The following is a 24668-nucleotide window of genomic DNA, read 5'->3' on the forward strand; positions in this document are numbered from 1 at the left end:
AAAACAGGGCATGGCAAAAAACAACAACAAACAAAAACCACCAAACACACTATTGAGTTCTCAAACAACACACCCGCACGGCCGCGCCACTAGTTCGCGGCTTTGAAGCCGCGTACTCGTAGTGCGGACGCTCAGGAACCCACCGAAGTGGGATTTCCCTCTGGGAGTCGCCGCGCTCTTCGGGCTTGGCCCGTGTCGCAGCGACGAGTCCATAAGTTACGTGAGGGAAAAGTAGGAGTCAAATGGCCTGATAGAACGGGTTTTTCAGATCGATACCCGTCGCGCGCACCGGAGTGCGTTGGCTCCTACCGATGGGGTTCAACGCTTCCCCCCGCGTTATTGTTCCCGCCTCGCTCGGGCCCTCAAGCCACCCGTTCGATGCCGGCAATGTTGCGCTTACCGCGACGCAGCACCAGCCATCGCTCATGCAGGAAGTCAGTGGGCTGTGGAACCCAGTCTTCGCTATCGACCCGGGCGTTGTTGACGTAGACGCCGCCTTCGGCGACGGTGCGCCTGGCCGCACCCTTGCTCGGCGAGAGCCCACTGGCCACGAGCAGGTCGATGATCGTGTCGGGCCCGCCGGGGTCCAGCTGAGCCACGGCGGCCTCGCGCAGCGCGGCACCCAGCGTCGGCTCGTCCAGTTCTGCCAGCTCGGCCCGGCCGAAAAGGGCCTGGCTGGCGTGCTCGACGGACTGCGTCGCGGCTTCGCCGTGCACCAACGTGGTGAGCTCGCGCGCCAGGCGTCGCTGCGCGGCACGTTCGTGAGCCCGCTCCGCGGTCGCCTGTTCCAGCTCGGACAACTCCTCGGGCGACAGGAACGTGAACCAACGCAGATAGCGGACGACGTCCGCGTCGGCGGTGTTGATGAAGTACTGGTACCAGGCGTACGGGCTCGTCATCTCGGGGTCCAGCCACAGGCTGCCGCCTCCGGTCGACTTACCGAACTTCTTGCCTTCGGAGTCGGTCACCAACGGGGTGGTCAGAGCGTGCACCGTGGCTCCGTCCTTCTGGCGGACCAGCCGGACGCCGGCAATGATGTTGCCCCACTGATCGGAACCGCCGATCTGCAGAGAACAGTCGTAGCGCCGATGCAGCTCCACATAGTCGTTGGCCTGCAGCAGCATGTAGCTGAACTCGGTGTAGGAGATGCCCTCGCCCTCGAGGCGGCGCCGGACCGTGTCGCGGTCGAGCATGACGTTGACAGAGAAGTACTTGCCGACGTCGCGCAGGAACTCGATCGCCGACAGCGGACCGGTCCACGACAGGTTGTTCTCGACGACGGCCCCGGTGTCGGTGTCGTCGAACTCGACGAAGCGCTCGAGCTGCCCGCGGATACGGTCCGCCCATTCCGCGACGGTGTCGGCGGTGTTCAGCGTGCGCTCCCCGGCATCGCGGGGGTCACCGATCATGCCGGTCGCACCGCCTGCAAGAACGATGGGCCGATGGCCCGCCTGCTGGAAGCGGCGCAGTGTCAGCAGTGGGATGAGATGGCCCGCATGCAGGCTCGGAGCGGTCGGGTCAAAGCCCGAGTAGACGGTGACCGGTCCGGCCCCAAATGCTTCGGCCAGCGCGTCGCGGTCGGTGGATTGCGCGATCAGCCCGCGCCACTCCAATTCGTCGAGGATCGACGTACCCATGCGTGCGATCTTTCCGTACTAGTCGCTTTCTCCGGGAGCCGGTGCCCGCGGGCTCCGCCGATACGCCGACACCTCGGGCCGGCCTTCCAGCCAGAATCGCCAGGGACGGTCGGCGGCCTTGCTCACGCCGACGCGCGGCCCCTCGGCGGACACATGCCGCTCCCCCAGCGTCAACTGGACCGGGCTGTCGGGGTCAAAGATGTCGATCCCGTTGTCTTCCATCGTGATTCCCAGTGCCGAGCACAGGTTGCCCGGCCCTCGAGCCAGCGCGGCGGGGCGGACCGACTCTCCGCGGCGGGCGTATGCGGCACTCAAACCCGCCTCGATGGCGGCGGCCCTGAGCAGCACGGCACCTGCCACGCCGTCGGTCGCGCACACGACGTTCGCGCAGACGTGGACGCCGTGGCTGCGGTAGGTGTACAGCCGCCCCGGCGGGCCGAACATCACGCGATTGCGCGCTCCGGGTCCGCGGTACGAATGGGCGGCGGCGTCGGGCCACGGTCCGTCCGGTGGCCCGCCGTAGGCCTCGACCTCGACGATCATTGCGCTGACCCCGCGGCAGGTGAGGTCGGCGCCGAGCAGTCGATGGGCAGCGGTCAGCGGGTCGACCGACAAGAGTTCAGTGGTCACCGTCGACCGGGGCCTTCTCGATTCATCGATGGCGATCCTACGGAGGCTCTTGACACAACGACGCAGCGCGAGGATATTTCATCACATGACGATTTCATCGTATGATGAATTATTCGAGCAGCGTGTTTCTCCGGCTGTTGAGATCAAGAATCTGCGGGTCATCCGCGGTAATCGCCTGGCGGTCGATGACGTCACGGTGTCCGTCGCCCCCGGCACGATCACGGGCCTGCTCGGACCATCCGGCTGCGGCAAGACGACGCTGATGCGAAGCGTTGTCGGCACCCAGATCGTCAGTTCCGGCACGGTGACGGTGCTCGGGAAACCGGCCGGCTCGGCCGGCCTCCGCCACCGTGTCGGCTATGTCACCCAGAACCCCACGATCTACGACGACCTACGGGTCATCGACAACGTTCGCTACTTCGCTTCGCTGTACGGCACCGGCGCCGACTCCGCCGACGACGCCGTAACCGCCGTCGGGCTCAACGACCACAGAACAGCGTTGGGGGCCAACCTTTCCGGCGGCCAACGCACGCGGGTCTCGCTGGCGTGTGCGTTGGTCTCGCATCCCGATCTGCTGGTGCTCGACGAACCCACCGTGGGACTCGATCCCGTCCTGCGCGTGGAGCTGTGGGCCCATTTTCAGCAGCTGTCCCGCCAAGGGACCACTCTCCTGGTCTCCAGCCATGTGATGGACGAGGCCGATCACTGCGGCGACCTGCTGCTCATGCGTGAAGCCCGGGTGCTCGCCCACACCACGCCCGCGAAACTACGAGAGGACACGAGATGTCAGTCACTGGAGGAGGCGTTTCTGTCCGTCATCAAGCACAGCACCGCAGCCAGCGCAGCCGGAGCCGCCTGAGTCCGCAGGCGTACCTGGCCACCACCGGGCGCATCCTGCGCCAACTCGCCACCGATCACCGCAGTGTCGCGATGATCCTGATCGTGCCGAGCGCAGTCATCGCCCTGATGTACTTCATGTTTCAGAATTCCCCGCACCCGCCCGGCGCACCGAGTCCGTTCAACACCGCCTGCCTGATCATGCTCGGTCTGTTCCCGCTGGTGGTGATGTTTCTGATCACATCGATAACGATGCAGCGGGAACGGGTTTCGGGCACATTGGAGCGGATCCTGACCACTCCCCTGCGCAGGCTCGACCTGCTCGCGGCGTACGGCACCGCGTTCTCGCTTGCCGCCGCAGCTCAGGCGACGATCGCGTGCGTCGTCTCCTACGCGTTCTTCGGCCTGCACACCGAAGGCAGCCCGGTGTGGGTCTTCACGATCGCGATCATCAACGCCGTCCTCGGAGTCGGGTTGGGATTGTTGTGTAGCGCGTTCGCGCGCACCGAATTTCAGGCCGTGCAGTTCATGCCCGTGGTGATCGTCCCCCAACTTCTGCTGTGCGGGATCATCGTGCCGCGCGCCATGCTGCCGGAGTGGCTGCAGTGGATCAGCAACGTGATGCCGGCAAGTTACGCTCTGGAGGCGCTGCAACAGGTCGGGGCATACGCAGAGCCGACGTTCACCGTGGTGCGCGACGTCGCGGTCGTCATCGGCTTCGCGGTCGTCTCCCTCTGCCTGGCCGCGGCCACGCTACGACGAAGGACACCGTGACTACGTTGACCACCAACGCCGAACGTAAACGGCCGGGACGCCCACCCGGGCCGTCCGATACCCGCGAACGGATCCTGAACAGTGCGCGGGAGTTGTTCGCGCGCAACGGTATCGACAAGACCTCGATACGCGCGATCGCCGCGGCGGCGGGCGTCGACCCCGCGCTGGTACATCACTATTTCGGAACCAAGACCCAGCTGTTCGCCGCGGCGATTCACATTCCGATCGATCCCATGCAGGTCATCGGCCCGCTACAGCAGGTCCCCGTCGAGGAGATCGGCCGCACGCTGCCGTCCCTTCTGCTGCCGCTGTGGGATTCGGAACTGGGTAAGGGTTTCATCGCGACGCTGCGGTCGATCATCGCCGGCAACGACACCTCGTTGGTGCGGTCGTTCCTGCAGGAAGTGATCGCCAGAGAAGTCGGTTCGCGCGTCGACGATCCCCCGGGCAGCGGACCGGTCCGCGTGCAGTTCGTCGCCTCGCAACTGGTGGGCGTGGTAATGGCCCGCTACATCCTCGAACTCGAGCCGTTCAAATCGCTGCCGGTGGACCAAGTCGTCGACACCATTGCCCCGAACCTGCAGCGTTACCTCACCGGAGAGCTACCCGGGTTCACCTGATGCGCGATCCAGCATCCGCTGATGCTCGGCGTCATCGGTGATGTCGACGGCCTCGTCGATCAGCAGCACCGGGATGCCGTCGTCGATGCGGTACGCCCGGCGCAGCCGCGGGTTGTAGAGGAATTCGTCGCCGATGAGCAGCAAAGAGCCCTGGTCCTGCGGGCATACCAGGATGTCGAGCAGTTTCTCGTCGAGGGCCACGGCGATCAGCCGGCTGGGACGGGGACGGCGGGCGTGACGGGAATCCCGGCGATCGATCCGCCGCCGGCAGTGGCCTGCTGCGCGGCGCGCGCCTGCATCTTGCGCTGGTGGGTGATCGTTTCCTTGAGCGCTTCGACGAGCGGCGTCTGATTCGGCCGGTCCTCGAGGGCTTCCTTGAGCGCGGTGGCGTTCGCGTTGGACGGTCGGAAGCCCAGCCTGCGCAGCTTCACGGCGTCGTCGATCAGCACAGAGACCTGACCGCCGCCGTCGCCCTGCCGGTACTCCTCGTGGATCATCTGCAGCACCTGGTCAGCGTTGACCTTCGGTGCGGTCTCCTCGGCCCTGTTGCAGTCATCGCCGGTGCACGGTGTCTTCGGGCCATCGGCTTGCGGCTCGGGCGCCTCGGTCTGAACGGTCGGCTCGGCGGGCTGCGCCACCGCGGTCGGACCCGCGACAGCGGTGAGCACACCGACTGTCAACACGCCTCCGGCCATACCGCCGATGACGAGGCGGCGCCAGATGTCGCGTGGGCTACCGGTTCGCGATGTCATCAATCCTCCAGCTCGGTGGCGCGGTCGCCAGGCTGCCGACTTGCCGCCAGCGGGAGCCTAACAGCGCTCGGCCCCGCCGGCAGGTCGTCATGACCGACCTTCGCTACTGGCCTTCGGCGATCTCGGAACGGACCGCCACGGTCAGCCGCTTGTACCGATTCGTATCGGGGTCGAGGTACCACGCGTTACGCGACGGCTTCGGAACGCCTTCCGCTTGCAGCGGTCTGACCAGCGGCCGGTATGACGCGCTGAGCGCCATCCCCGGCACCACGTGGACGATGTCGGGTGGTTCGCCGACCGCCAGGTCCGCGAGGGCCTCGGTCAGGTCCGCGGACGGAATGCTGCCGCCGGGCTGCAACTCCAACGCCGTGATGGCCAGCTGGCGTCCGTTGGCTTGCACCCCGTAGGTGACCGCGAGGTCGACCGCGCCGAGGCAGCCGACCGCATCGTTGACGGTCGATGAGTAGACGCAGCCACGGTCGGTCTGGATGACCAGTCCCCGGCTGTCGACAAGCCAGTAGTCGCCGTCGTCGTCGCGGCGGAACAGGTACTCCGTGGACACCCAGGTGTCGGCCGGAGCGAAAACGCCCCGCTTGATCGGGGCGGTCGGGTCGATCGGCCCGCGTGGTCGGGCGAGCAGCACACCAACCTCGTTGGTTTCGGCACGGCGGACGAAGCCCTGGTCGTCCTCCAGAATCAGGTCCTCGGCGGGGTCGTAGGCCGCCAGCGCCAGTTCGCGTGCACCCGGCAGCGGGCGACCCTTGCTGCCGATCTTCGCGCCGGACACGTTGGCCAGCACGGCTTGTCCGTCGGTGGTCGCGAAGAACTCGACGACGTGGGCGGGTTGGAAGATCTCGACCACCCGCTTCCACAGTCCGGTCGGCATGCCAGAACCGATGAACAGCCGAACCGGGTGGCTGCCGTGCAGCGCGAACGACGGGTCGTCGATGACGTCGCGCAGCATCGCCCACGTGTAGCTGACGACCGTGACGCCGTACTGGCGAAGCTCGTTGAGGAATCGGTCCGGCCGCAGGCTGCGCGACAGCGCGATCCGCGAGCCGCCGACGGTGGCGCCGCCGATCGCCACCAGCAGACCGGACTGGTGGTGTAGCGGCGTCAGGCAGTAGACCGTGTCGCTGCGGCTGAGATTGGCCGCCGACGCGGTGCCGAACGCTGAGATCGCCCACCGAGCGTTGGTGATCTGGCGAGCGACCAGGTCGCCGCTGATCGAGCTGAAACCGATGAAGGCGAGGTCGCGGGCCAGACCGGGGTTCGGCCGGTACCACCCGGGCAAGTCGACCGCTTCCGGGTCGATCTTCTCCATGTCGATGACGTCGCTGTCCTCGGGAACGTCGAGGTCGCGTGCCTCACCGCCACCGAGCACCAGCACACGCATATCGAGTCGCCGGGCGGCTTCGAGGTTGCTGGGGTCGGTGATGATGTCGGACACCGAGCCGAGCCGGGCAGCGGTGGGCAGATCGACGTCGGGCGGCATGAGCACCGCCACCGCGCCCAGTCGCGAGAGCGCGGCGATCGCCACCAGCGCGCTGGGCCTGGTCTCCATCAGGACGCCGACGCGCGTGCCTTGGCGTACCCCGACCTCGATGAGGCCTCGGACGACGTTGTTGATGCGTCGGTCCACGGCTTCGTAGGTGTGGACTCGGCCGTCGAACAGCAGGCAGTCACCGCGCGGGAAGTCGCGGGCCTGTTCGGACATGATGCGGCCGAACGAGATCCGCGTGTGCTCGTTGATCTGGCCGAGCCGGGCCAGGCGCGGCAGCGTGCGGGCCGTCTCGACGGCCAGGGCTCTGGCCGACTTGTTGGCGCTCACCACGGCATCGGCAGCCGAGCGGGCCAGGGTCCATGCCATCTCGGTCGCCGCGGCCGTGCCGTGCGCCAGGCGCGAGCTGATCGAGACGCCGGTCTCGTTGGGTTCGGCTTGCTGCAGCGCCATCGGGTTGACGCCTTCGGGCCGCTCGCCGGTGCCGTCGAGCCACTTGACCCACTGCGCGACCGCCGGCCACGTCTGGCTGGACGCCTTCGAACCGACGACAAGCCCGAAATGGCCTGCGCGAATGAGGAATTCGTACACGTTGGCCTTCGGGGCGGCGCGCTTGATACCGCGCACCGAAGCCGGCTGGCCGATATCGTCGACTTCGCCGACCACGGCCAGCACCGGGCACTCGATATCCGACAGCGTGACAAGGTCACCGTGAATCGAGAAGCCACCGCTCATCATCCGGTTGTGCGCGATGAACTGTTTCAGCAACTCGGCGATGGCGGGGCCCGACCACGCGATCCAGCCCTCGGAGGCCAGGAACCGGCGTTGTTGCTCGCGGGGCAGCAGGGCCTCGCGATCGTGTAGTTGGCGCAGGAAGTCGAGGCGCGACTGGGCGGTCTTGATCGGATCGAGCATCTGGAAGCCGGTGCGGGCCAGCCAGCCCGGGATGTCGATCCGGCTGAACACGTGGTCGGCCATGAAATCGGCGGCCACGGGCGCGACGCTGGCGGGCAGGTTCATCGGTAGCGCGGCCAGGGTGTCGACCGGCGAGCCGAACGCGATGATGCTCGCCAGATCTTTCGACCTGCGGTAGGCCGCGACCTGGTAGGCGAACATCCCGCCCTGCGAGTAGCCGGCCAGGTGCACGTCGCGACCGGTGACCTCTTTGACGGTGTCGATGGCCTCGCTCAGCGCGACGACGTGGTCGGCCAGCGTGCGCTCCATGCCGCCTTCAACCTTGTCGGGCGAGCCGAAGTCGATGACCCACGGGTCGATGCCCGCGTTGTGCAGGATGCCGACGGCCCCGTCGTCGCGGGTGACGTCCCACATGTCGGCGGACATCATCATCGGGTGCACCATCAGCACGGGTGGGCCGGGTTGCTTCGCTCCCGGCCTCGTGTCGGGCGGGAAATAGCGCCGCAACCGGTACATCGGCACGCTCTGGATGATCTGGAACGGCGAGGGTACGGCGCCGGTCTCCAGGCCGCCGTAGCGCAACACTTCCAGCCCGTTCTGGGCGGTCGCCACCAGTCGTCCGACCGGCTTGGTTATCGCCGACAGATCCACGCCGCACGCTCCCCTTCTGGCCGCCATAGAACCCCCGAATCGACCGACGTCATCATGGCACAGGGGCCCGGCCGGCAGGGCCGACCTATCATCGGCGGCTGATGGCGAACCTGATCAATGTCGAGCGCGTGACCGTCGGCTACGGCACCCGCACGCTCCTCGATGCGATCAGCCTGGGCATTGACGACGGTGACGCGATCGGCGTGGTCGGGCGCAACGGCGACGGTAAGACCACGCTGCTGCAGATCTTGACGCTCACCCGCGAGCCGGATTCGGGCCGGGTGACCCACACCTCGGGGTTGTCGGTGGGCTATCTGCGGCAGAGTGACGACTTCGCCGCCGAGTCCACCGTGCGCGACGTGATCGTCGGTGGCCGTCCCGATCACGTCTGGGCGGCCGAACCCGAGACCCGCGACGTCGTCTCGCATTTGTTGGCCGACGTCTCCCTCGACAGTGCGGTCGGCCCGCTCTCGGGCGGAGAGCGGCGCCGGGTGGCGCTGGCTGCAGTGCTGATCGCCGGTCATGACGTCCTCGTGCTCGACGAGCCGACCAACCACCTCGACGTCGAGGTGATCGGATGGCTGGCCGCACACCTCAAGCGGCGCCGGGCCAAGGCACTGGTGGTGGTCAGCCACGACCGCTGGTTCCTCGATGCGGTGTGCACCAGGACGTGGGAGGTGCATGCCGGTAGCGGAAAAGGGAAGGTAGAGGGCTACGAAGGCGGTTACGCGGCCTACGTGCTCGCGCGGGCCGAGCGGATGCGGCTGGCGGCCGGCGCCGAGGCGCGCAGGCAGAACCTCATGCGCAAGGAGCTGGCATGGCTGCGGCGCGGACCGCCGGCGCGGACGTCGAAACCGAAGTTCCGCATCCAGGCCGCCAACGAGTTGATCGCCAACGAACCGCCGCCACGGGACTCCCTGGTTCTACAGCGGTTCGCCACCAACCGGCTGGGCAAGGACGTGTTCGACCTGCACCGGGTGCGGCTCGAGGTGGGCGACACCGTCGTGTTGGACCAGGTCGACTGGTCGATCGGCCCCGGCGCGCGCATCGGGCTGGTCGGCGTCAACGGCACCGGCAAAACGTCGGTGCTGCGACTGCTGGCAGGTGAGCTGGCGCCGACGGCGGGCACGATCAAGCGGGGCGCGACGCTGCGGATCGGTTACCTCAGCCAGGCCCTGGCCGAACTCGACGGCGCCGACCGGGTGCTGGACGCGGTCGAGGATCGGCGAAGAATCACCCAACTGGCCGGCGGCGGCGAGATCAGCGCCGACACGTTGCTGCGGGACTTCGGGTTCACCGGCGACAAGCTGACGACGCGGGTGTCAGAGCTCTCAGGTGGTGAACGGCGCAGGTTGCAGTTTCTGCGGCTGTTGCTTGATGAACCGAACGTGCTCCTGCTCGACGAGCCGACAAACGACCTCGATATCGACACGTTGACCGTCATCGAGGATTACCTCGACGGCTGGCCGGGCACGCTGATCGCCGTCACCCACGATCGCTACTTCCTCGAACGGGTCTCCGATGTCACCTACGCGCTGACGGGTGGTGGCCGCTGCGAGCTGTTGCCGGGCGGAATCGAGCAGTACCTGGCGGACCGCGCGGCGGCCGCATCACCAGCACCTGCATCGACGGCGAGTGCAGCGGCGGCGGGTTCGCAAGGCGAAACGGCGTCGGCGCGGGAGCGCCGCACCGGCAAGGAGATGGCACGCATCGAGGGGCAGCTGGAAAAGCTGGAGTCGCGCATCGCCGCACTCCACGAGTTGATGGCGGAGGCCGCCGCGGACCATGTCCGGTTGGGCGAGCTCAACGCCGAGCTCCAGGAGCTGTTGAATCGCAAGGAATCTCTCGAAGAAGCGTGGCTGGCCGCCGCAGGCGGCTGACGCCGTAGCCTGGGAGCATGGCAACCAGATCGACCGGTGCCACCGCGCTCGCCGGGGTCGCTCTGCTCCTGCCGGGGTGCGGCTCGGGCGCCGAACCCCAGTCCACGGTGACCGTCACGGAGTCCGCCTCGCCCTCGAACAGTCCGCAGGCCACGCCGACCCAGAACACACCGCCGCCCGCGGCGCCGCAGACGGGAGTCGCCGCCCCCGCCCGGCCCGGCCGCAACCAATGCGTCCGCCTCGAACCCGCCCCGGATGGTCGCTACCAGGTGTACGACGCGGGGTCAGCAGTCGTCACGTTCGCTGACGGTCGCCTCACCCTCGAGTCGGTGACCCCGGCGGAGGGTTGGACGCATCAGGTCGACGATCAGGAACCCGAGGAGGTCGAGATCTCGTTCCGCAGAGGAGCTGAGGACCTCGACCTGGAAATCGAGGTCGACGACGGTCGTCTCGAGGTCAGCATCTGCAACGACGACGACTGATGCCGGGCGGCTAACCGAGGACCCGGCGCAGGAATGCGATCTGATCCGCAATCACGCGCTGGCGGACGTCGTCGCGGTAGAAGTCGAAATGGGCGAGGTCGTAGCTCTTTAGCTCACCTCGGGGCGCGAGTTCGGCCAGTCGTGCCGCATCGGCCTCCTGAGTTTCCTTGTCTCGCTTGCCGACGCACACCAGCACGGCCGCAGACACGTGCGGTGCGTGGTTGCCGGGTTTGTAGCGCATCATCGCGAACAGCGCTCGCGGTGCGACCTCGTTGCGCCACGTCGCGCTCTGCATGCCCTCGATGGTCTGGTGTGCCTCGGAACTGGCAATGACCGCGAGCTCACCCGGATCCCCGATCGCTTTGATGTAAGCGGGCGATGCACCCAGAGCGCCGCGCACGGTGTCGGTGGTCATCGCCCACAGCAGCCGCAGCGTGGCCGCCGTCGACCGGCCCTCGACCTCCTTGGGGAATCCGTTGAACGGGATCTGGGCGATCACGGCCGCGATCCGTGGATCCCGTGCCGCCGCCGTGACCACGTGGCCGCCACCGAGCGAGCTGCCCCACAACACGATGCGGTCGGGGTCGATACCGCTGCGGCCGCGGGCGAACGTGACCGCAGCGGCGATGTCGTCGAGTTGACCGCCGATGTCCACCAATTGCCTAGGCTCACCATGGCTTTCACCGAAGTTGCGGTAGTCGAACGTGAGGGCCGCGTAACCGGCGGCGGCGAAACTCCGCGCGTTCGCCGTCAACGCCGGGGTGTCCTGCGTGCCGCCGAAGCCCTGGCACAGCACCACACAGGGCCGGGGTTCGTCCTGGCCGCCGTCATAGAGGTGGCCCACCAGAGTCGTCGCACCGGAGCTGAACTCGACGCGTTCGGTCATCTCCTCAACCGTAGCCGCAGCCGCTCAGCGGTTTCGCGCACGGCACCGAGCTGCCGGGCGACCTGCGTCGGTGCGGTGCCGCCGCGGGCGTCGCGGGAGTCCACCGATCCCTCGATGGTCAGGACCTCACGCACCTGCGGGGTGAGTTCGGGATGGATTGCCGCGAGTTCGGCGTCCTCGAGTTCTTCCAGCCCGATGCCGCGCGCTTCGGCCGCGCGCACCGCGGCACCCGCGGCCTCATGCGCTACCCGGAACGGCACTCCCCTGCGCACAAGCCATTCGGCGACGTCGGTGGCCAGGGTGTAGCCGAGCGGCGCGAGCTCGGTCATCCGGTCGACGTCGAAGCGCAACGTCGCGACCAGCCCCGCCATGGCCGGCAGCAGGAGTTCGAGCTGGGCGACGGAGTCGAACACCGGTTCCTTGTCCTCCTGCAGGTCCCGGTTATAGGCCAACGGTTGAGCTTTGAGCGTCGCCAGCAGCCCGGTGAGGTTGCCGATCAACCGGCCGGACTTGCCGCGAGCGAGTTCGGCGATGTCGGGGTTCTTCTTCTGCGGCATGATGGAGCTACCGGTCGACCAGGCGTCGTGAAGGGTGACGTAGCCGAATTCGGTTGTGCTCCATAAGATGATGTCCTCGGCCAACCGGGACAGATCGACGCCGATCATCGAGAACACAAATGCCGCCTCCGCGGCGAAGTCCCGCGATGCGGTGGCATCGATCGAATTGTCGGCGGCGGTGTCGAAGCCGAGATCCTCGGCGATCGCGTCGGGATTCAAGCCCAGGGACGACCCGGCCAGCGCGCCGGACCCATAGGGCGACACCGCAGCCCGCTTGTCGAAGTCGGCCAGCCGGTCGACGTCGCGCAGCAACGGATGCGCATGCGCCAGTAGGTGATGCGCGAGAAGCACGGGTTGCGCGGACTGCAGATGCGTCTTGCCCGGCATGATCGCGGTCGGGTGGGCGGCCGCCTGGGCGGCCAACGCGTCGACGACCTGCAGAGCGCCGTCGGCGACGCGCCTGATCGCGTCGCGCAACCACATCCGGAACAGCGTGGCCACCTGATCGTTTCGCGACCGGCCCGCCCGCAACCGCCCACCGAGTTCCGCGCCGACCCGATCGATCAGGCCGCGCTCGAGGGCGCCGTGCACGTCTTCGTCCGTCACCAAGGGTCCGAAGCTGCCGTCGGTGACATCGGCAGCCAGGCTGTCGAGGCCCGCGAGCAGCCCGTCGCGCTGATCGTCGGTCAGCAACCCGGCGCCGTGCAGCACCTGCGCGTGCGCTTTGGATGCCCGGATGTCGTAGGGAGCGAGCACCCAGTCGAAGTGCGTCGACCTCGACAGGGCCGCGAGCGCGTCGGACGGTCCGTCGGCGAACCGTCCGCCCCACAGCGAACCTTCGTTCGTGCTCATCTCAGGACCCTCACTTCCCTCGAGTGACCGCGTTTGTACGCCCGAACCCGGTGTGTCGCCGTACAGACACGGTCGCTCGCGGTAGTGGATCGGAGGGCATCACGTATCGAGGTCCCGGCGGGCGGCGATGCTCGACGACAGACCGTGGATCTGCACGAAACCGCGGGCCGCCGATTGGTCGAACGTATCGCCCTCGTCGTAGGTGGCAAGGTTGAAGTCGTAGAGCGACTCGGCGCTGCGACGGCCGTTCACCGCGATGTGTCCGCCGTGCAACACCAGCCGGATCTCTCCGGTCACGTGCTCCTGGGTCTTGGCGACGAAGGACTCCAGCGCGGTCTTCAGGGGTGAGTACCAGAGCCCGTCGTAGACCAGCTCCCCCCACTTCTGGTCGGTGTGGCGCTTGAAGCGGCCGAGTTCGCGCTCCAGCGTGACGTGTTCGAGTTCGGTGTGCGCGGTGATCAACACCATCGCGCCCGGCGCCTCGTAGATTTCGCGGCTCTTGATGCCGACCAGCCGGTCCTCGACCACATCGAGCCTGCCGACACCTTGTTCACCGGCCCGGCGGTTCAACTCCTCGATCGCCTGCAGCACCGTCACCGGGCGGCCATCGATCGACACCGGCACGCCACGCTCGAAACCGATGATGACCTCGTCGGGTGTGCTCCAGTTGACCGTCGGATCCTCGGTGTAGTCGTAGACGTCCTTGGTCGGGGCGTTCCACAGATGCTCGAGGAAGCCGGTCTCCACCGCGCGACCCCAGACGTTCTGGTCGATCGAGAACGGCGAACGCTTGGTGACGTTGATCGGGATCGCATTCTCCTCGGCGAACGCGATCGCCTTCTCCCGTGTCCACGCGTAGTCACGCACCGGCGCCAGCACCTTGAGATCCGGTGCCAGCGAAGCGAACCCAACCTCGAAGCGGACCTGGTCGTTGCCCTTGCCGGTGCAGCCGTGCGCGACGGTGCCGCCGCCGTGTTCGCGCGCCGCGGCCACGAGATGCTTGACGATCAGCGGTCGGCTCAGCGCCGAGACCAGCGGGTAGCGGTCCATGTACAGCGCGTTCGACTGGATCGCGGGCAGGCAGTACTCGTCGGCGAACTCGTCCTTGGCGTCGACGACGACGGCTTCCACGGCGCCGCAGTCGATGGCGCGCTTGCGCACAACCTCCATGTCCTCGCCGCCTTGGCCGAGATCGATTGCGACAGCGACGACCTCGCGCCCGGTCTCCTTGCCGATCCAGCTGATCGCCACCGAGGTGTCCAGGCCACCGGAATATGCCAGGATGACGCGTTCGGACATCAGCAGGTCTCCTTTTGTCTAATGCTCTCGAGTTTCGTTGCCAGTTCGGCGCCGGTCATCGGCTCACGCGCGACCACCAGGATGGTGTCGTCACCGGCGACGGTACCGACGACGAACGGAAGTGCCGCGCGGTCCATCGCGCTGGCAAGGTAGTGCGCCGCCCCGGGCGGGGTGCGCAGGATGGCCAGGTTGCCGCTGGAGTCGGTCGACACGAGCAGTTCGGCCAGCAGCCGCGACATCCGCTCGGTGCCACCGGAAACGCCGCGCACCGGGCTGCCGTCCTCGGGGACGATGTACACGCCGACGCCGCCGTCGGCACCGCGCAGTTTCACCGCGCCGAGTTCTTCCAGATCGCGCGACAGCGTGGCCTGCGTGACCTCGATGCCCTCCTCGGCCAGCAGGGCGGCCAGCTCGGTCTGGCTGTGCACCGACCGCGACGACAGGATCGCCACGATGCGGGCCTGCCGCCCGGCACGAGTCGCCGCCGACGTCACTGCCCGGCTCCCGCCCGCTCCAGCAGCCACACCAGCAGCGCCTTCTGCGCGTGCAGGCGGTTCTCGGCTTCATCCCACACCGCGCTCTGCGCGCCGTCGATCACCTCGTCGGTGATTTCTTCACCGCGGTGCGCCGGAAGGCAGTGCAGCACAACCGCATCGGCGTCGGCACGGCCTAGCAGGGCTTCGTTGACCTGGTACGGCCGGAACGGCCCTACCCGGTCCAGGCCGTCGTTCTCCTGACCCATCGACGTCCACGTGTCGGTGACCAGGACGTCGGCGCCGTCGGCGGCTGCGTTCGCATCATCGGTCACGGTGACCGTCGCACCGGTCTCCGAAGCCCGTTTCTGCGCGGCGTCGACGAAGTCCGGATGCGGGTGGAAGCCGTCCGGTGCCGCGATCGTCACATTCACACCCGCGGTGACGCCGCCCAGCATCAGCGAGTGCGCCATGTTGTTGGCGCCGTCGCCGAGGTAGGTCATCCGCAAGCCCGACAGCCTGCCTTTGCGCTCGGCGAGCGTCTGCAGATCGGCCAGCACCTGGCACGGGTGGAACTCGTCGGACAGCGCGTTGACGATCGGCACACTCGCACCCGCCGCCATCGCGGTCAGCCGGTCCTGGGCAAAGGTGCGCCACACGATCGCCTTGACGTAGCGCGAGAGCACCCGGCCGGTGTCCTCCAGTGTCTCGTCTCGACCCAGCTGAGTGCTGCGGCCGTCGACCACGACGGCGTGGCCACCGAGTTGGGCAACGCCCAGCTCGAACGAGAACCGGGTCCGCGTGGAGTTCTTGTCGAAGATCACCGCCACGCCGCTCGGGCCCTCCAGAGGGCGACGGCTGAACGGCTGGGCCTTCAATTCGGCTGCCAGAGCGAGCACCTCGGCCTGTTCGGCGGGGCTCAGATCGTCGTCACGCAGGAAGTGCCGGATGGTTGCGGTCATGAGGTTGCGCCCTTTTGGAGGCCAAGGTCGAGGACGGCGGGAAGCGCGGCGAGGAAGTCGTCGACCTGAGCCTCGCTGATCACCAGCGGCGGGGCCAGCCGGACCACGTCGGGAGCCGCGGCGTTGACGAGGAAGCCGGCGTCGCGGGCCGCGGCCTCGACGGCTTTGGCGGCTTCGGCGGTCAGCACGACACCGAGCAGCAGGCCACGGCCGCGGACGTGGTCGATCAACGGATGCCCAGTGGCCTCGATGCCCGTCGACAGCGTTTTGCCGAGCACGTCGGCGCGGCTGATCAGATCGTCGTCGGCCAGCACCCGCAGCACCGCCAGCGCGGCGGCGGTGCAGACAGGGTTGCCGCCGAACGTGCTGCCGTGCAATCCGGGCGTCAACAGCTCCGCGGTGGCGCCCGTCGCGATGCATGCGCCGATCGGCAACCCGCCGCCGAGGCCCTTGGCCAGGGTTACGACATCCGGAGTGATCCCGTCGTGCTGATGCGCGAAAAACGCTCCGGTGCGGCCCATTCCGGTCTGCACCTCGTCGAGCACCAGCAGTGCGTTGTGCTGCGCAGTGATCTCGCGGGCGGCGACGAGGTAGCCGGCGGGCGGAACCACGACCCCGCCTTCGCCCATGATCGGCTCGAGGAACACCGCGGCGGTTTCGTCGTCGACGGCGGCTCGCAGCGCATCGATGTCGCCGTAGGGCACATGGGTCACCTCACCCGGCAGCGGCGCGAACGGCGCCTGCTTGGACGGCTGACCGGTGAGGGCAAGAGAGCCCATGGTGCGACCGTGGAAAGCGCCTTGCGCCGCAACCAGTTTCGTGCGCCCAGTGAGTCGTGTGATCTTGAAAGCGACTTCGTTGGCTTCGGTGCCGGAGTTGCAGAAGAACACCTTGGCCGGCGCGGCCGGGCCCGCTCCGAGCAGCCCGACCAGCGCTTCGGCCAGCGCGACACCGGGTTCGGTCGCATACAGGTTCGACGTGTGGCCCAGCGTGTTGAGCTGAGCGGTGACGGCTTCGATGACCGCGGGATGTCGGTGGCCCAGGATGTTGACCGCGATGCCGCCGAGCAGATCGACATAGGTCTTGCCGTCGACGTCGGTGACCACCGCGCCGTCACCGCTGGACAACGCCAGCGGCGGGGTGCCGTAGTTGTTCATCATCACGGTCTGCCACCGCTCGAGCAGGGTCATGACCGCACCACTTTCGTCCCCGTCCCCTCGTCGGTGAGCAGTTCGACCAGCACGCAGTGCTCGACGCGGCCGTCGATGACATGTGCGCTCGGCACACCACCGGCCACCGCGCGCAGACACGCCTCGATCTTGGGCACCATCCCGGCCTCCAGTGTCGGCAGCATTTGCGTCAGTGTGGCGGAGTCGATCTCGCTGACCAGCGAGCCGCGGTCGGGCCAATTCGTGTACAGGCCCTCGACATCGGTGAGCATCAGCAGTTTCTCGGCGCCCAACGCCTCGGCCAGCGCGGCGGCTGCCGTGTCGGCGTTGATGTTGTGCACCACCCCGCCGATGTCGGGGGCGATGGTCGACACCACCGGAATCCGACCCGCGGCAATGAGATCCAGCAGCGATTCGGCGTTGACCCTCTCGACGTCGCCGACCAGGCCGATGTCGGTGGCCACACCGTCGACGGTCACGCTGCGCCGCACCGCGGTGAACAACTGGGCGTCCTCGCCGGTGACCCCGACCGCGTACGGGCCGTGGGCGTTGATCAGCCCGACCAGTTCCCGGCCGACCTGACCGAAAAGCACCATGCGCGCCACGTCCAGCACCTCGGGTGTGGTGACCCGGAACCCGCCCTTGAAATCGCCTTGAATGCCGAGGCGTTTGAGCATCGCGCTGATCTGTGGACCGCCGCCGTGCACGACGACGGGATGGACGCCGCAGTTGCGCAGGAAGACCATGTCGGCGGCGAACGCGGCCTTGAGCACGTCGTCGGTCATCGCGTTGCCGCCGTACTTGATCACGACGGTCTTGCCGTGCAGCTGTTTGAGCCACTCCAGCGCTTCGGCCAGAACCTTTGCCTTGATCGGGGTTTCGACGCTCATGAGCTGTACGCCGAGTTCTCTTCGACGTAACCGTGCGACAGGTCGGTGGTGCGGACGGAGGCCTGGGCCGCCCCGTCGCCGAGGTCGATGGTGACGGTGATGTCGGCACCGGAGAGATCCACGTCGCGCGAACCCGGTTGCGGCGTCCCATCGCACCAGACCGCAAACCCGTTGAAGGACACGGTGACCCGCTCCGGATCCACCTTGAACGGCGCCATGCCGATGGCTGCCAGCACCCGGCCCCAGTTCGGGTCCGAGCCGAACAGCGCGGTCTTGACCAGGCTGTCCCGCGCGACGATGCGGGCGCCGAGCAGTGCGTCGTCCTCGGAAGCCGCACCGGCCACCGTGATGAGGATCCGTTTCGTCACACCCTCGGCGTCGGCCTGCAGCTGTTGGCACAGGTCGTCGCACACCCTCAGGATCGCCTCGTCGAGTTCGCTCTGGCTGGGCTTGACCGCGCTGGCGCCGGACGACAGAAGCAATACCGAGTCGTTGGTCGAACAGCTGCCGTCGACGTCGAGGCGGTCGAAGGTGAGCGAGGTGGCCTTGCGCAGCGCCTCGTCGAGTGCGGTGGAATCGGCGACCGCGTCGGTGGTGATCACGCACAACATGGTGGCCAGCGACGGGGCGATCATGCCTGCGCCCTTGGCCATTCCGCCGACGGTCCAGTTGTCGGCGTGGTGCAGCGCGACCTGCTTGGGCACGGTGTCGGTGGTCATGATGGCCCGCGCGGCCTCTTCACCGCCGTGGAGTCCACCCGACAGTTCGTGCACGATCTCGGTGACGCCGGGCAGCACTTTGTCCATCGGCAGCCGGTCTCCGATCAGCCCGGTCGAACAGACCGCGACCTCGATCGCGCCGGTTTCGGTGCCCCAGTCGCTCATCGCCGCCGCGACCGCCTCGGCGGTGGCGTGGGTGTCCTGGAAGCCCTGCGGCCCGGTGCAGGCGTTGGCGCCGCCGGAGTTCAGGATCACCGCGCGTAGGCGGCCGGTGGTGAGCACTTGGCGGCTCCACAGCACCGGCGCGGCCTTGACCTGATTGCGGGTGAACACCCCCGCAGCGGCGTAGTCGGGGCCCTCGTTGAACACCAACGCCAGGTCCAGCGCGCCGGATGCTTTGATGCCTGCGGCGATTCCGGTCGCGCGGAAGCCTTCGGGGGCCGTGACGCCCTGGGTGCGAAGCAGCCGGGTGCCGGAAGTCACGGTGCCATGCCCACGATCGAAAGCCCCTCGGTCTCGGGCCAGCCCAGCGCCAGGTTCATCGACTGCACCGCGGCGCCGCCGGTGCCTTTGACGAGGTTGTCGATCGCGGCGACGGCGATCAACGTCTTCGCATCCTCGTCCAGGGCGACGGCCAGCTGGGCGGCGTTGCTGCCCAGCACCGAACCCGTCTTCGGCAGTTGTCCTTCCGGCAGCACATGAACGAACGGTTCGGCATCGTAGGCCTTTTCGTAGGCGGCGCGGATCTCCGGAAGCGAGGCGTCGGTGCGCGCGGTGCAGGTGGCCAGGATGCCGCGAGACGTCGGTATGAGCACCGGCGTGAACGACACGGTCACGTCCTTGTTACCGACCGCGCGCAGCCCCTGGGCGATCTCCGGTGTGTGCCGGTGCTTACCGCCGATGTTGTACGGGCGTGCCGATCCGATCACCTCGGCGCCCAGCAGATCGGGTTTGGCGGCCCGGCCCGCCCCCGACGCGCCGCTGACCGACACCACGGTCACGGCCGGCTCGATGAGGTCTTCTGCCACCGCGGGCCACAGCGCCAGCAGGGCCGCGGTCGGATAGCACCCGGGCACCGCGATCCGCTTCGCACCGCGCAGCCGGTCGCGCGCACCCGGTAGCTCCGGCAGCCCGTAGGGCCAGGTACCGGCGTGCTCGGAGCCGTAGAACCGCTGCCAGGCCGCGGCGTCGGCGAGCCGGAAATCGGCGCCGCAGTCCACGATCAGCGTGTCACCGCCGAGCTGTTCGGCCAGCTGAGCGGAATGCCCGTGCGGTAACCCCAGAAACACCACATCGTGTCCCCGCAGCACCTCTTTGTCGGTGGCCTCCAGCACGCGGTTGGCCAGCGGCAACAGGTGCGGATGGTGCTCGGCCAGCGCGGTGCCCGCACTCGCCGCTGCGGTCAGCGCGCCGATCGTCAGCCGGCCGTCGGCATAAGCGGGATGTCCGAGAAGCAGGCGTAGGATCTCACCGCCGGCGTATCCGCTGGCGCCCGCTACCGCAACTGAAACCATGCAGGCAATTCTGCATGTTTATGCATACCTATGCAAATTCATTAATATCAGCGGCGTTGCTCGGCGCCGATGCGCTCGGTCGCGGCCTGCACGGCCGCTTCGCGTGCCGCGCTGGCCTCGTCCTCGGTGAGCGTGCGATCGGCGGCACGGAACCGCAGCGCGAACGCCAGCGATTTGCGGCCCTCGCCGACCTGCGGGCCGGTGTAGACGTCGAACAGCCGCACGTCCTCCAGCAGCGGCCCCGCTCCGGCCCGCACCGCCTCGACCACGGCGGCCGCGGCGACGTCCTCGTCGACGACCAGGCTGATGTCCTGAAACACGGCGGGAAACGGCGACACCCTCGGAGCCGGAAGTCGCTCGACGATGGGTATGGCGTCCAGATCCAGTTCGAGGGCACAGGTGCGCTTGGGCAGACCCGACCGCTCGACGACCGCCGGGTGCAGTTCACCGGCGTGGCCGACGACGGTTCCGCTCTGCCGGTCGCCCAGCACCACTTCGGCGCAGCGCCCCGGATGCCACGGCAGGCGCTGAGCGGCGCGCAGGCTCAGCTCGACACCGGCGGCGCGAGCGATCACCTGCACCGCCTCGAACACGTCGCCGGGCTGCACCGCGCGACCCGGACCCCATGGGCCTGCGGGTTCGCGCAACCCGGCCACCACCAGGGCGACGTGCTGGGGCTGTCGCGGCAGCGACGCGTTCAGGGCGGCGATCTCGTCGTCGCTGGGTCGCCGGTCGGTCGGTATCCGCTCGAGGGAACGGGTGTCCGGCGTCGGTTGGACGACCTGCTGGATCGCGAACAAACCGACGTCCACGGTTCCGCGAGACACGTTGCGGCTCAACGCCTCCAATAGTCCCGGCAGCAGGGTGGTGGCCAACCGCGGGCGGTCGGAATCCAGCGGGTTGAGCACGTTGGTCGTGGTACGGCGGGGGTCGTCGGCGGGCAGGCCCCACTGGTCGAACACGCCCGCCGGCAGAAACGGGGTGGGCAGGATCTCCACATACCCGTTGAGCCCCAACGACTTACCGACCGCACGCCGTCGCCTCTGCACCGGAGTCAGCCCGCGGCCGGCCGGGGCCAGCGGCAACACCGACGGAATGGTCTCCAGATCCTCGAGACGCAGCACCTCTTCGACGAGGTCGGCGGGTTGACGCAGATCGGGCCGCCAACTCGGCGGCGTGACGGTGAGCGTGCCCTCGGCGGCGACGACCCGTGCGCCGATCTGAGTGAGCCGCCGTTCTGCGGTGCCCGGTGCGTAGTCGACACCGGCGGTGCGGTCGGGCAGGTCGGCCGCCATGGCGACCGGCGGTTGCGACCAGTCGTCTCGGGGTGGCTCGCCGCGCCAATCGGTCAGCGTGGGTTCGACCGTGCCGTTGGCGATCTCGGCGAGCAGCACAGCGCAGCGGTCCAACGCGGCGACCGAAATCGCCGGATCGACGCTGCGTTCGTAGCGCCGACCCGCCTCGCTGTACAGGCGCAGCCGCCGCTGCGTGCGCGAGACGGCGGCTGGGTCCCACACGGCGGCCTCCAGCAGTACGTCGGTGGTCGTCTCGCGCACCTCGGTGGTGCCCGCGCCCATAACGCCGCCGATCGCGGCGGTCGCTTCGTCGTCGACGATCAGCACATCGGCCGTGTCGAGGCGGCGTTCGACATCGTCGAGGGTGACCACGGTCTCCCCCGGTTCGGCGAAGCGCACGCGGAATCCGCCGGTGATCAGGCTGCGGTCGTGGGCGTGCATCGGGTGGCCGAGCTCGAGCATCACGTAGTTGGTGACGTCCACCGCGGGAGAGATGGCCCGGATGCCGGACAACAGAAGCCGTCGCTGCAGCCACCACGGCGAGACGGCGCCGGCATCGATGCCGGTCACCGGGCGTAGTCCGAACCGCTGGACTCCGGTGCCCGGGTCGATCGACACGGGCAGCGCCTCGCCATCGGCCGGTAACGGGGCAACGTCGGCGGGGTCGACGTAATCGAGGTCGTAGGCGGTGGCGACCTCGCGGGCCAGCCCGCGCACCGACAGGCAGTAGCCCCGGTCCGGTGTGATGGCCAGGTGGAAGACGACGTCGTCGAGGCCGAGGAGATCGGCGGCGGGGTGACCCGGTTCGGCGGTGTCGGCAGGTAGCACGAGGATGCCCGAATGGTCGGTGCCCAGATTCATTTCGGCCGTCGAGCAGATCATCCCGTCGGAGATCCGGCCATAGGTCTTGCGGCTGGCGATGGTGAAGTCGCCGGGCAGCACCGTACCGGGCAGTGCCACCACGACCAGATCGCCGACGACGAAGTTTGTTGCACCGCAGACGATGTCCCGTGGCTCGGCTTCTCCGACGTCGACCTTGACGGCGCGGATGGGCTTCTTGAACTCGGTGAGCTCCTCGATGGCGGCCACCCGTCCCACCGTCAGCGGGCCCGTGACGGGGCCGACCGGAATGACCTCCTCGACCTCATGGCCGATGCGGATCAACGTCTCTTCGAGGTCGGCGGGGCTCACGTCCCAACCCGGCGCGCCGGCCCGCACGACGTCGCGCAGCCAGCTGTACGGCAGCCGCATCAGGCCCCGACCCCGAACGGCAGGGAGAACCGCACGTCACCTTCGACCATGTCGCGCATGTCCGGAATTCCGTTGCGGAACTGCAGGGTTCGCTCCAGGCCCATGCCAAACGCGAAGCCGGAGTAGGCATCAGGATCGATCCCGCAGGCGCGCAGCACGTTCGGATTGACCATGCCGCAACCGCCCCATTCGACCCAGCCGGCTCCGCCCTTCTTGTTCTCGAACCAGATATCGACCTCGGCCGACGGTTCCGTGAACGGAAAGAAATGCGGACGGAACCGTGTGCGCGCCTGAGGACCGAACTCGGAGCGGGCGAAAGCATCCAGCGTGCCGCGCAGATGGGCCATCGTCAGTCCTTTGTCCACCGCGAGGCCTTCGACCTGATGGAAGACCGGAGTGTGGGTGGCGTCGAGTTCGTCGGTGCGAAACGTGCGCCCGATCGAAACGATGTAGACCGGCGGCTCGCGTTCTAGCAGCGTGCGGATCTGCACCGGTGAGGTGTGGGTGCGCAACACCTGCCGCGATCCCTCGGGGCCGATGTGGAAGGTGTCCTGCTCGCTGCGCGCCGGATGGTCGGGAGCGAAGTTCAGCGCATCGAAGTTGAACTGCTCGGTTTCGACCTCGGGTCCCTCGGCGAGTTCCCAGCCCATCGCGACGAACGTGTCGGCGATGCGCTCGCCCAGAATCGTGATCGGGTGGCGGGCGCCGACCGGTTGTCGGGTCGAGGGCAGCGTCACATCGATACGCTCGGCCACCAGCACCTCGGCGTCGCGCTCTGCCCGCAGCGCCGCCAGCCGCTCGTCGTACGCGCTCTGCGCCTGTGTGCGGGCGACGTTGACCCGTTTACCCGCGTCAGCCCGCTCGGCCTTGGACAGCGACCCAAGCGACTGGCGCGCCAACGCGATCGGAGACCGGTCGCCGAGATGCTCGGTTTTCGCCCGCGCGAGCGCATCGAGGTCGGCGGCCGCGTCGAACGCACGCCGAGCAGCGCTGACAGCCTCGGTCAGCGCTTCTTCGGACAGGTCTGCGGGCCGATCAGCCACCCGGCGATCATAGGCGATGTGCCGATGGCCCTCGAACGCGTGCCGAGGCCGGCGCACGCACCGCAGCCCGCTATTCCGTCGCGGGCCGCTCCTCGTCGTCGCCAGCGTCCGGCGGGTGACTGAGAGTCTTCAGTCGATACATGACGAGATCGGCCGGGACACCGTCGTGTTTCGCAGCGAAGAGTTGCCGACGGAGTCGTTTGGCCTCGACTTCGAGCGAATCGAACTCCTCGGCGGAGATGCGGTCCAGTGTGGTCTGCGACACCACCAGCTCTCCGCGCGTCGCGCGGCCCATCACCCGGGCCGCGATGTTGACATCGACTCCGACCCAGTCCGACCCGATGCGCTGGGGATGGCCGGTGTGCACACCGACCCGCATTCGCGGCGTGAACCCTTCGACGTCAATGCTTTTCACCCCGTCGCGCGCGGCGATCGCGGCCCGCACCGCCGTCGTCGGATCGCGGAAAACCGCCATGAGGCCGTCGCCCATGCGCTTGACGATCTGCCCGCCGGCCTCCAACAGGGGCGGCTCGGCCACCTGGGACACGCGGCGCAGCAGCCGCAGTGTGGCCTCGTCGCCCGCATCGAGCGACCACGTCGAGAAGCCGACGAGATCGGTGAAGACCAGTGTCGCCTCGCGGTTGGCCGGTTTTCCGGACACGCGCTCAGTAAGGGCCTGCCAGACTTGCAGCGCGCCGAGGCTCACCTCGCGGGTGGCGACGTTGTGCTGGAGCAGCCGATCGGCGGCGCGGGCGGCGGCGCGCGGCCCACCCACCCCGTCTGCCGACAGGGGATCCCCGAACTCCGGATCACCGGGCAGCGCGCGCCGCGTACGTCGCAGGAACGCGATGATGTTCTCGTTGCGATTCGTGTTCTTCAGCCAGCCCAGGGGCCCGGTCGACCGCCCGAACGGCTCGACATCCACGCCCGCCAGCCTAAGCGGGCCGCTCGACGCCGAGCAATCTCCTAAAGCGAAGCGGTCGTCCGAATGACGAAAACGGAGCCCCTGAAGCGGCTGGTCACGGGTTTGTGGCGAGCCAGTAGCCGCTGAATAACGTTGTCCGACGACGCGCCCCGCA

The 24668-nt window shown here is 68.0% G+C and carries 22 protein-coding genes; 5 read left to right on the forward strand and 17 right to left on the reverse strand.

All coding sequences use genetic code 11. The annotated features are described in order from the left end of the window. Positions 1-362: 362 nt before the first annotated feature. Positions 363-1637 carry a tyrosine--tRNA ligase gene (gene tyrS / locus AU192_RS09975; RefSeq protein WP_064395652.1) on the reverse strand — a complete coding sequence of 425 codons (1275 nt, stop codon included), beginning with the start codon at positions 1635-1637 and terminating at the stop codon, positions 363-365. Positions 1638-1655: 18 nt separating this feature from the next. Then, positions 1656-2267 carry a DNA-3-methyladenine glycosylase gene (locus AU192_RS09980; RefSeq protein ID WP_064395653.1) on the reverse strand — a complete coding sequence of 204 codons (612 nt, stop codon included), beginning with the start codon at positions 2265-2267 and terminating at the stop codon, positions 1656-1658. 85 nt (positions 2268-2352) lie between these two features. On the opposite strand from AU192_RS09980, the gene AU192_RS09985 reads away from it, so the two are divergent. Genes AU192_RS09985 through AU192_RS09995 form a run of 3 tightly spaced genes read left to right on the forward strand, consistent with a single transcriptional unit; the run spans position 2353 to position 4498 of the window. Beyond that, on the forward strand, positions 2353-3126 hold the full coding sequence (locus tag AU192_RS09985; protein WP_064395654.1) for an ABC transporter ATP-binding protein: 774 nt from the start codon (positions 2353-2355) through the stop codon (positions 3124-3126). Then, on the forward strand, positions 3051-3878 hold the full coding sequence (locus tag AU192_RS09990; RefSeq protein WP_082694963.1) for an ABC transporter permease: 828 nt from the start codon (positions 3051-3053) through the stop codon (positions 3876-3878). Before AU192_RS09985 ends, AU192_RS09990 begins: the two co-directional genes overlap by 76 nt. Positions 3879-3883: 5 nt before the next feature. Next, positions 3884-4498: a TetR/AcrR family transcriptional regulator gene (locus AU192_RS09995; protein ID WP_064395718.1), complete on the forward strand. Its 615-nt coding sequence runs from the start codon at positions 3884-3886 to the stop codon at positions 4496-4498. On the opposite strand, the gene AU192_RS10000 is transcribed toward AU192_RS09995, so the two are convergent. The 3 genes from AU192_RS10000 to AU192_RS10010 form a co-directional block, all read right to left on the reverse strand. Beyond that, complete coding sequence (locus tag AU192_RS10000) at positions 4481-4705, reverse strand: Trm112 family protein (RefSeq protein WP_207544923.1); 225 nt, start codon at positions 4703-4705, stop codon at positions 4481-4483. The genes AU192_RS09995 and AU192_RS10000 overlap by 18 nt on opposite strands. After that, entirely contained in the window at positions 4705-5250 is a 546-nt protein-coding gene (locus tag AU192_RS10005) for a hypothetical protein (RefSeq protein ID WP_064395657.1), read from the reverse strand. The genes AU192_RS10000 and AU192_RS10005 overlap by 1 nt, the downstream gene beginning before the upstream one ends. A 103-nt stretch (positions 5251-5353) precedes the next feature. After that, a complete protein-coding gene (locus AU192_RS10010; RefSeq protein ID WP_423202683.1) occupies positions 5354-8344 on the reverse strand; it encodes an acyl-CoA synthetase in 2991 nt (996 codons plus the stop codon). 74 nt (positions 8345-8418) lie between these two features. On the opposite strand from AU192_RS10010, the gene AU192_RS10015 reads away from it, so the two are divergent. Beyond that, on the forward strand, positions 8419-10197 hold the full coding sequence (locus AU192_RS10015; protein WP_064395659.1) for an ABC-F family ATP-binding cassette domain-containing protein: 1779 nt from the start codon (positions 8419-8421) through the stop codon (positions 10195-10197). A 17-nt stretch (positions 10198-10214) separates the two neighbouring features. Beyond that, positions 10215-10679: a hypothetical protein gene (locus AU192_RS10020; RefSeq protein ID WP_064395660.1), complete on the forward strand. Its 465-nt coding sequence runs from the start codon at positions 10215-10217 to the stop codon at positions 10677-10679. Positions 10680-10689: 10 nt separating this feature from the next. Here the strand turns inward: AU192_RS10020 and AU192_RS10025 are convergent, their stop codons facing one another. From AU192_RS10025 to AU192_RS10080, 12 genes are all read right to left on the reverse strand, one after another. Continuing rightward, positions 10690-11565 (reverse strand): alpha/beta hydrolase, encoded by an 876-nt coding sequence (locus AU192_RS10025; RefSeq protein WP_064395661.1) that lies wholly within the window; start codon positions 11563-11565, stop codon positions 10690-10692. Further along, positions 11562-12974: an argininosuccinate lyase gene (gene argH, locus AU192_RS10030; protein ID WP_064395662.1), complete on the reverse strand. Its 1413-nt coding sequence runs from the start codon at positions 12972-12974 to the stop codon at positions 11562-11564. The genes AU192_RS10025 and argH overlap by 4 nt, the downstream gene beginning before the upstream one ends. A 99-nt stretch (positions 12975-13073) precedes the next feature. Next, a complete protein-coding gene (locus tag AU192_RS10035; protein WP_064395663.1) occupies positions 13074-14273 on the reverse strand; it encodes an argininosuccinate synthase in 1200 nt (399 codons plus the stop codon). After that, positions 14273-14797, reverse strand: a complete 525-nt coding sequence (locus AU192_RS10040) for an arginine repressor (RefSeq protein ID WP_197505904.1) — start codon at positions 14795-14797, stop codon at positions 14273-14275. The genes AU192_RS10035 and AU192_RS10040 overlap by 1 nt, the downstream gene beginning before the upstream one ends. Further along, positions 14764-15708, reverse strand: a complete 945-nt coding sequence (gene argF, locus AU192_RS10045; protein WP_064395665.1) for an ornithine carbamoyltransferase — start codon at positions 15706-15708, stop codon at positions 14764-14766. The genes AU192_RS10040 and argF overlap by 34 nt, the downstream gene beginning before the upstream one ends. Continuing rightward, positions 15705-16898 (reverse strand): acetylornithine transaminase, encoded by a 1194-nt coding sequence (locus AU192_RS10050; protein ID WP_064395666.1) that lies wholly within the window; start codon positions 16896-16898, stop codon positions 15705-15707. The genes argF and AU192_RS10050 overlap by 4 nt, the downstream gene beginning before the upstream one ends. After that, positions 16895-17767 carry an acetylglutamate kinase gene (argB, locus tag AU192_RS10055; protein WP_064395667.1) on the reverse strand — a complete coding sequence of 291 codons (873 nt, stop codon included), beginning with the start codon at positions 17765-17767 and terminating at the stop codon, positions 16895-16897. Before argB ends, AU192_RS10050 begins: the two co-directional genes overlap by 4 nt. Next, the gene (gene argJ / locus AU192_RS10060; RefSeq protein WP_064395668.1) at positions 17764-18969 is read right to left on the reverse strand and encodes a bifunctional glutamate N-acetyltransferase/amino-acid acetyltransferase ArgJ; all 1206 of its coding nucleotides are present in this window, start codon (positions 18967-18969) and stop codon (positions 17764-17766) included. The genes argB and argJ overlap by 4 nt, the downstream gene beginning before the upstream one ends. Continuing rightward, on the reverse strand, positions 18966-20000 hold the full coding sequence (gene argC / locus AU192_RS10065) for an N-acetyl-gamma-glutamyl-phosphate reductase (protein WP_064395669.1): 1035 nt from the start codon (positions 19998-20000) through the stop codon (positions 18966-18968). The genes argJ and argC overlap by 4 nt, the downstream gene beginning before the upstream one ends. A gap of 47 nt (positions 20001-20047) precedes the next feature. Continuing rightward, complete coding sequence (gene pheT, locus AU192_RS10070) at positions 20048-22546, reverse strand: phenylalanine--tRNA ligase subunit beta (protein ID WP_064395670.1); 2499 nt, start codon at positions 22544-22546, stop codon at positions 20048-20050. After that, the gene (gene pheS / locus AU192_RS10075; protein ID WP_064395671.1) at positions 22546-23589 is read right to left on the reverse strand and encodes a phenylalanine--tRNA ligase subunit alpha; all 1044 of its coding nucleotides are present in this window, start codon (positions 23587-23589) and stop codon (positions 22546-22548) included. The genes pheT and pheS overlap by 1 nt, the downstream gene beginning before the upstream one ends. 70 nt (positions 23590-23659) lie before the next feature. Continuing rightward, complete coding sequence (locus tag AU192_RS10080; RefSeq protein WP_235630238.1) at positions 23660-24514, reverse strand: adenylate/guanylate cyclase domain-containing protein; 855 nt, start codon at positions 24512-24514, stop codon at positions 23660-23662. Positions 24515-24668 lie beyond the last annotated feature (154 nt).

Source organism: Mycobacterium lehmannii, from assembly GCF_001499925.1.
Taxonomy (GTDB): Bacteria; Actinomycetota; Actinomycetes; order Mycobacteriales; family Mycobacteriaceae; genus Mycobacterium; species Mycobacterium lehmannii.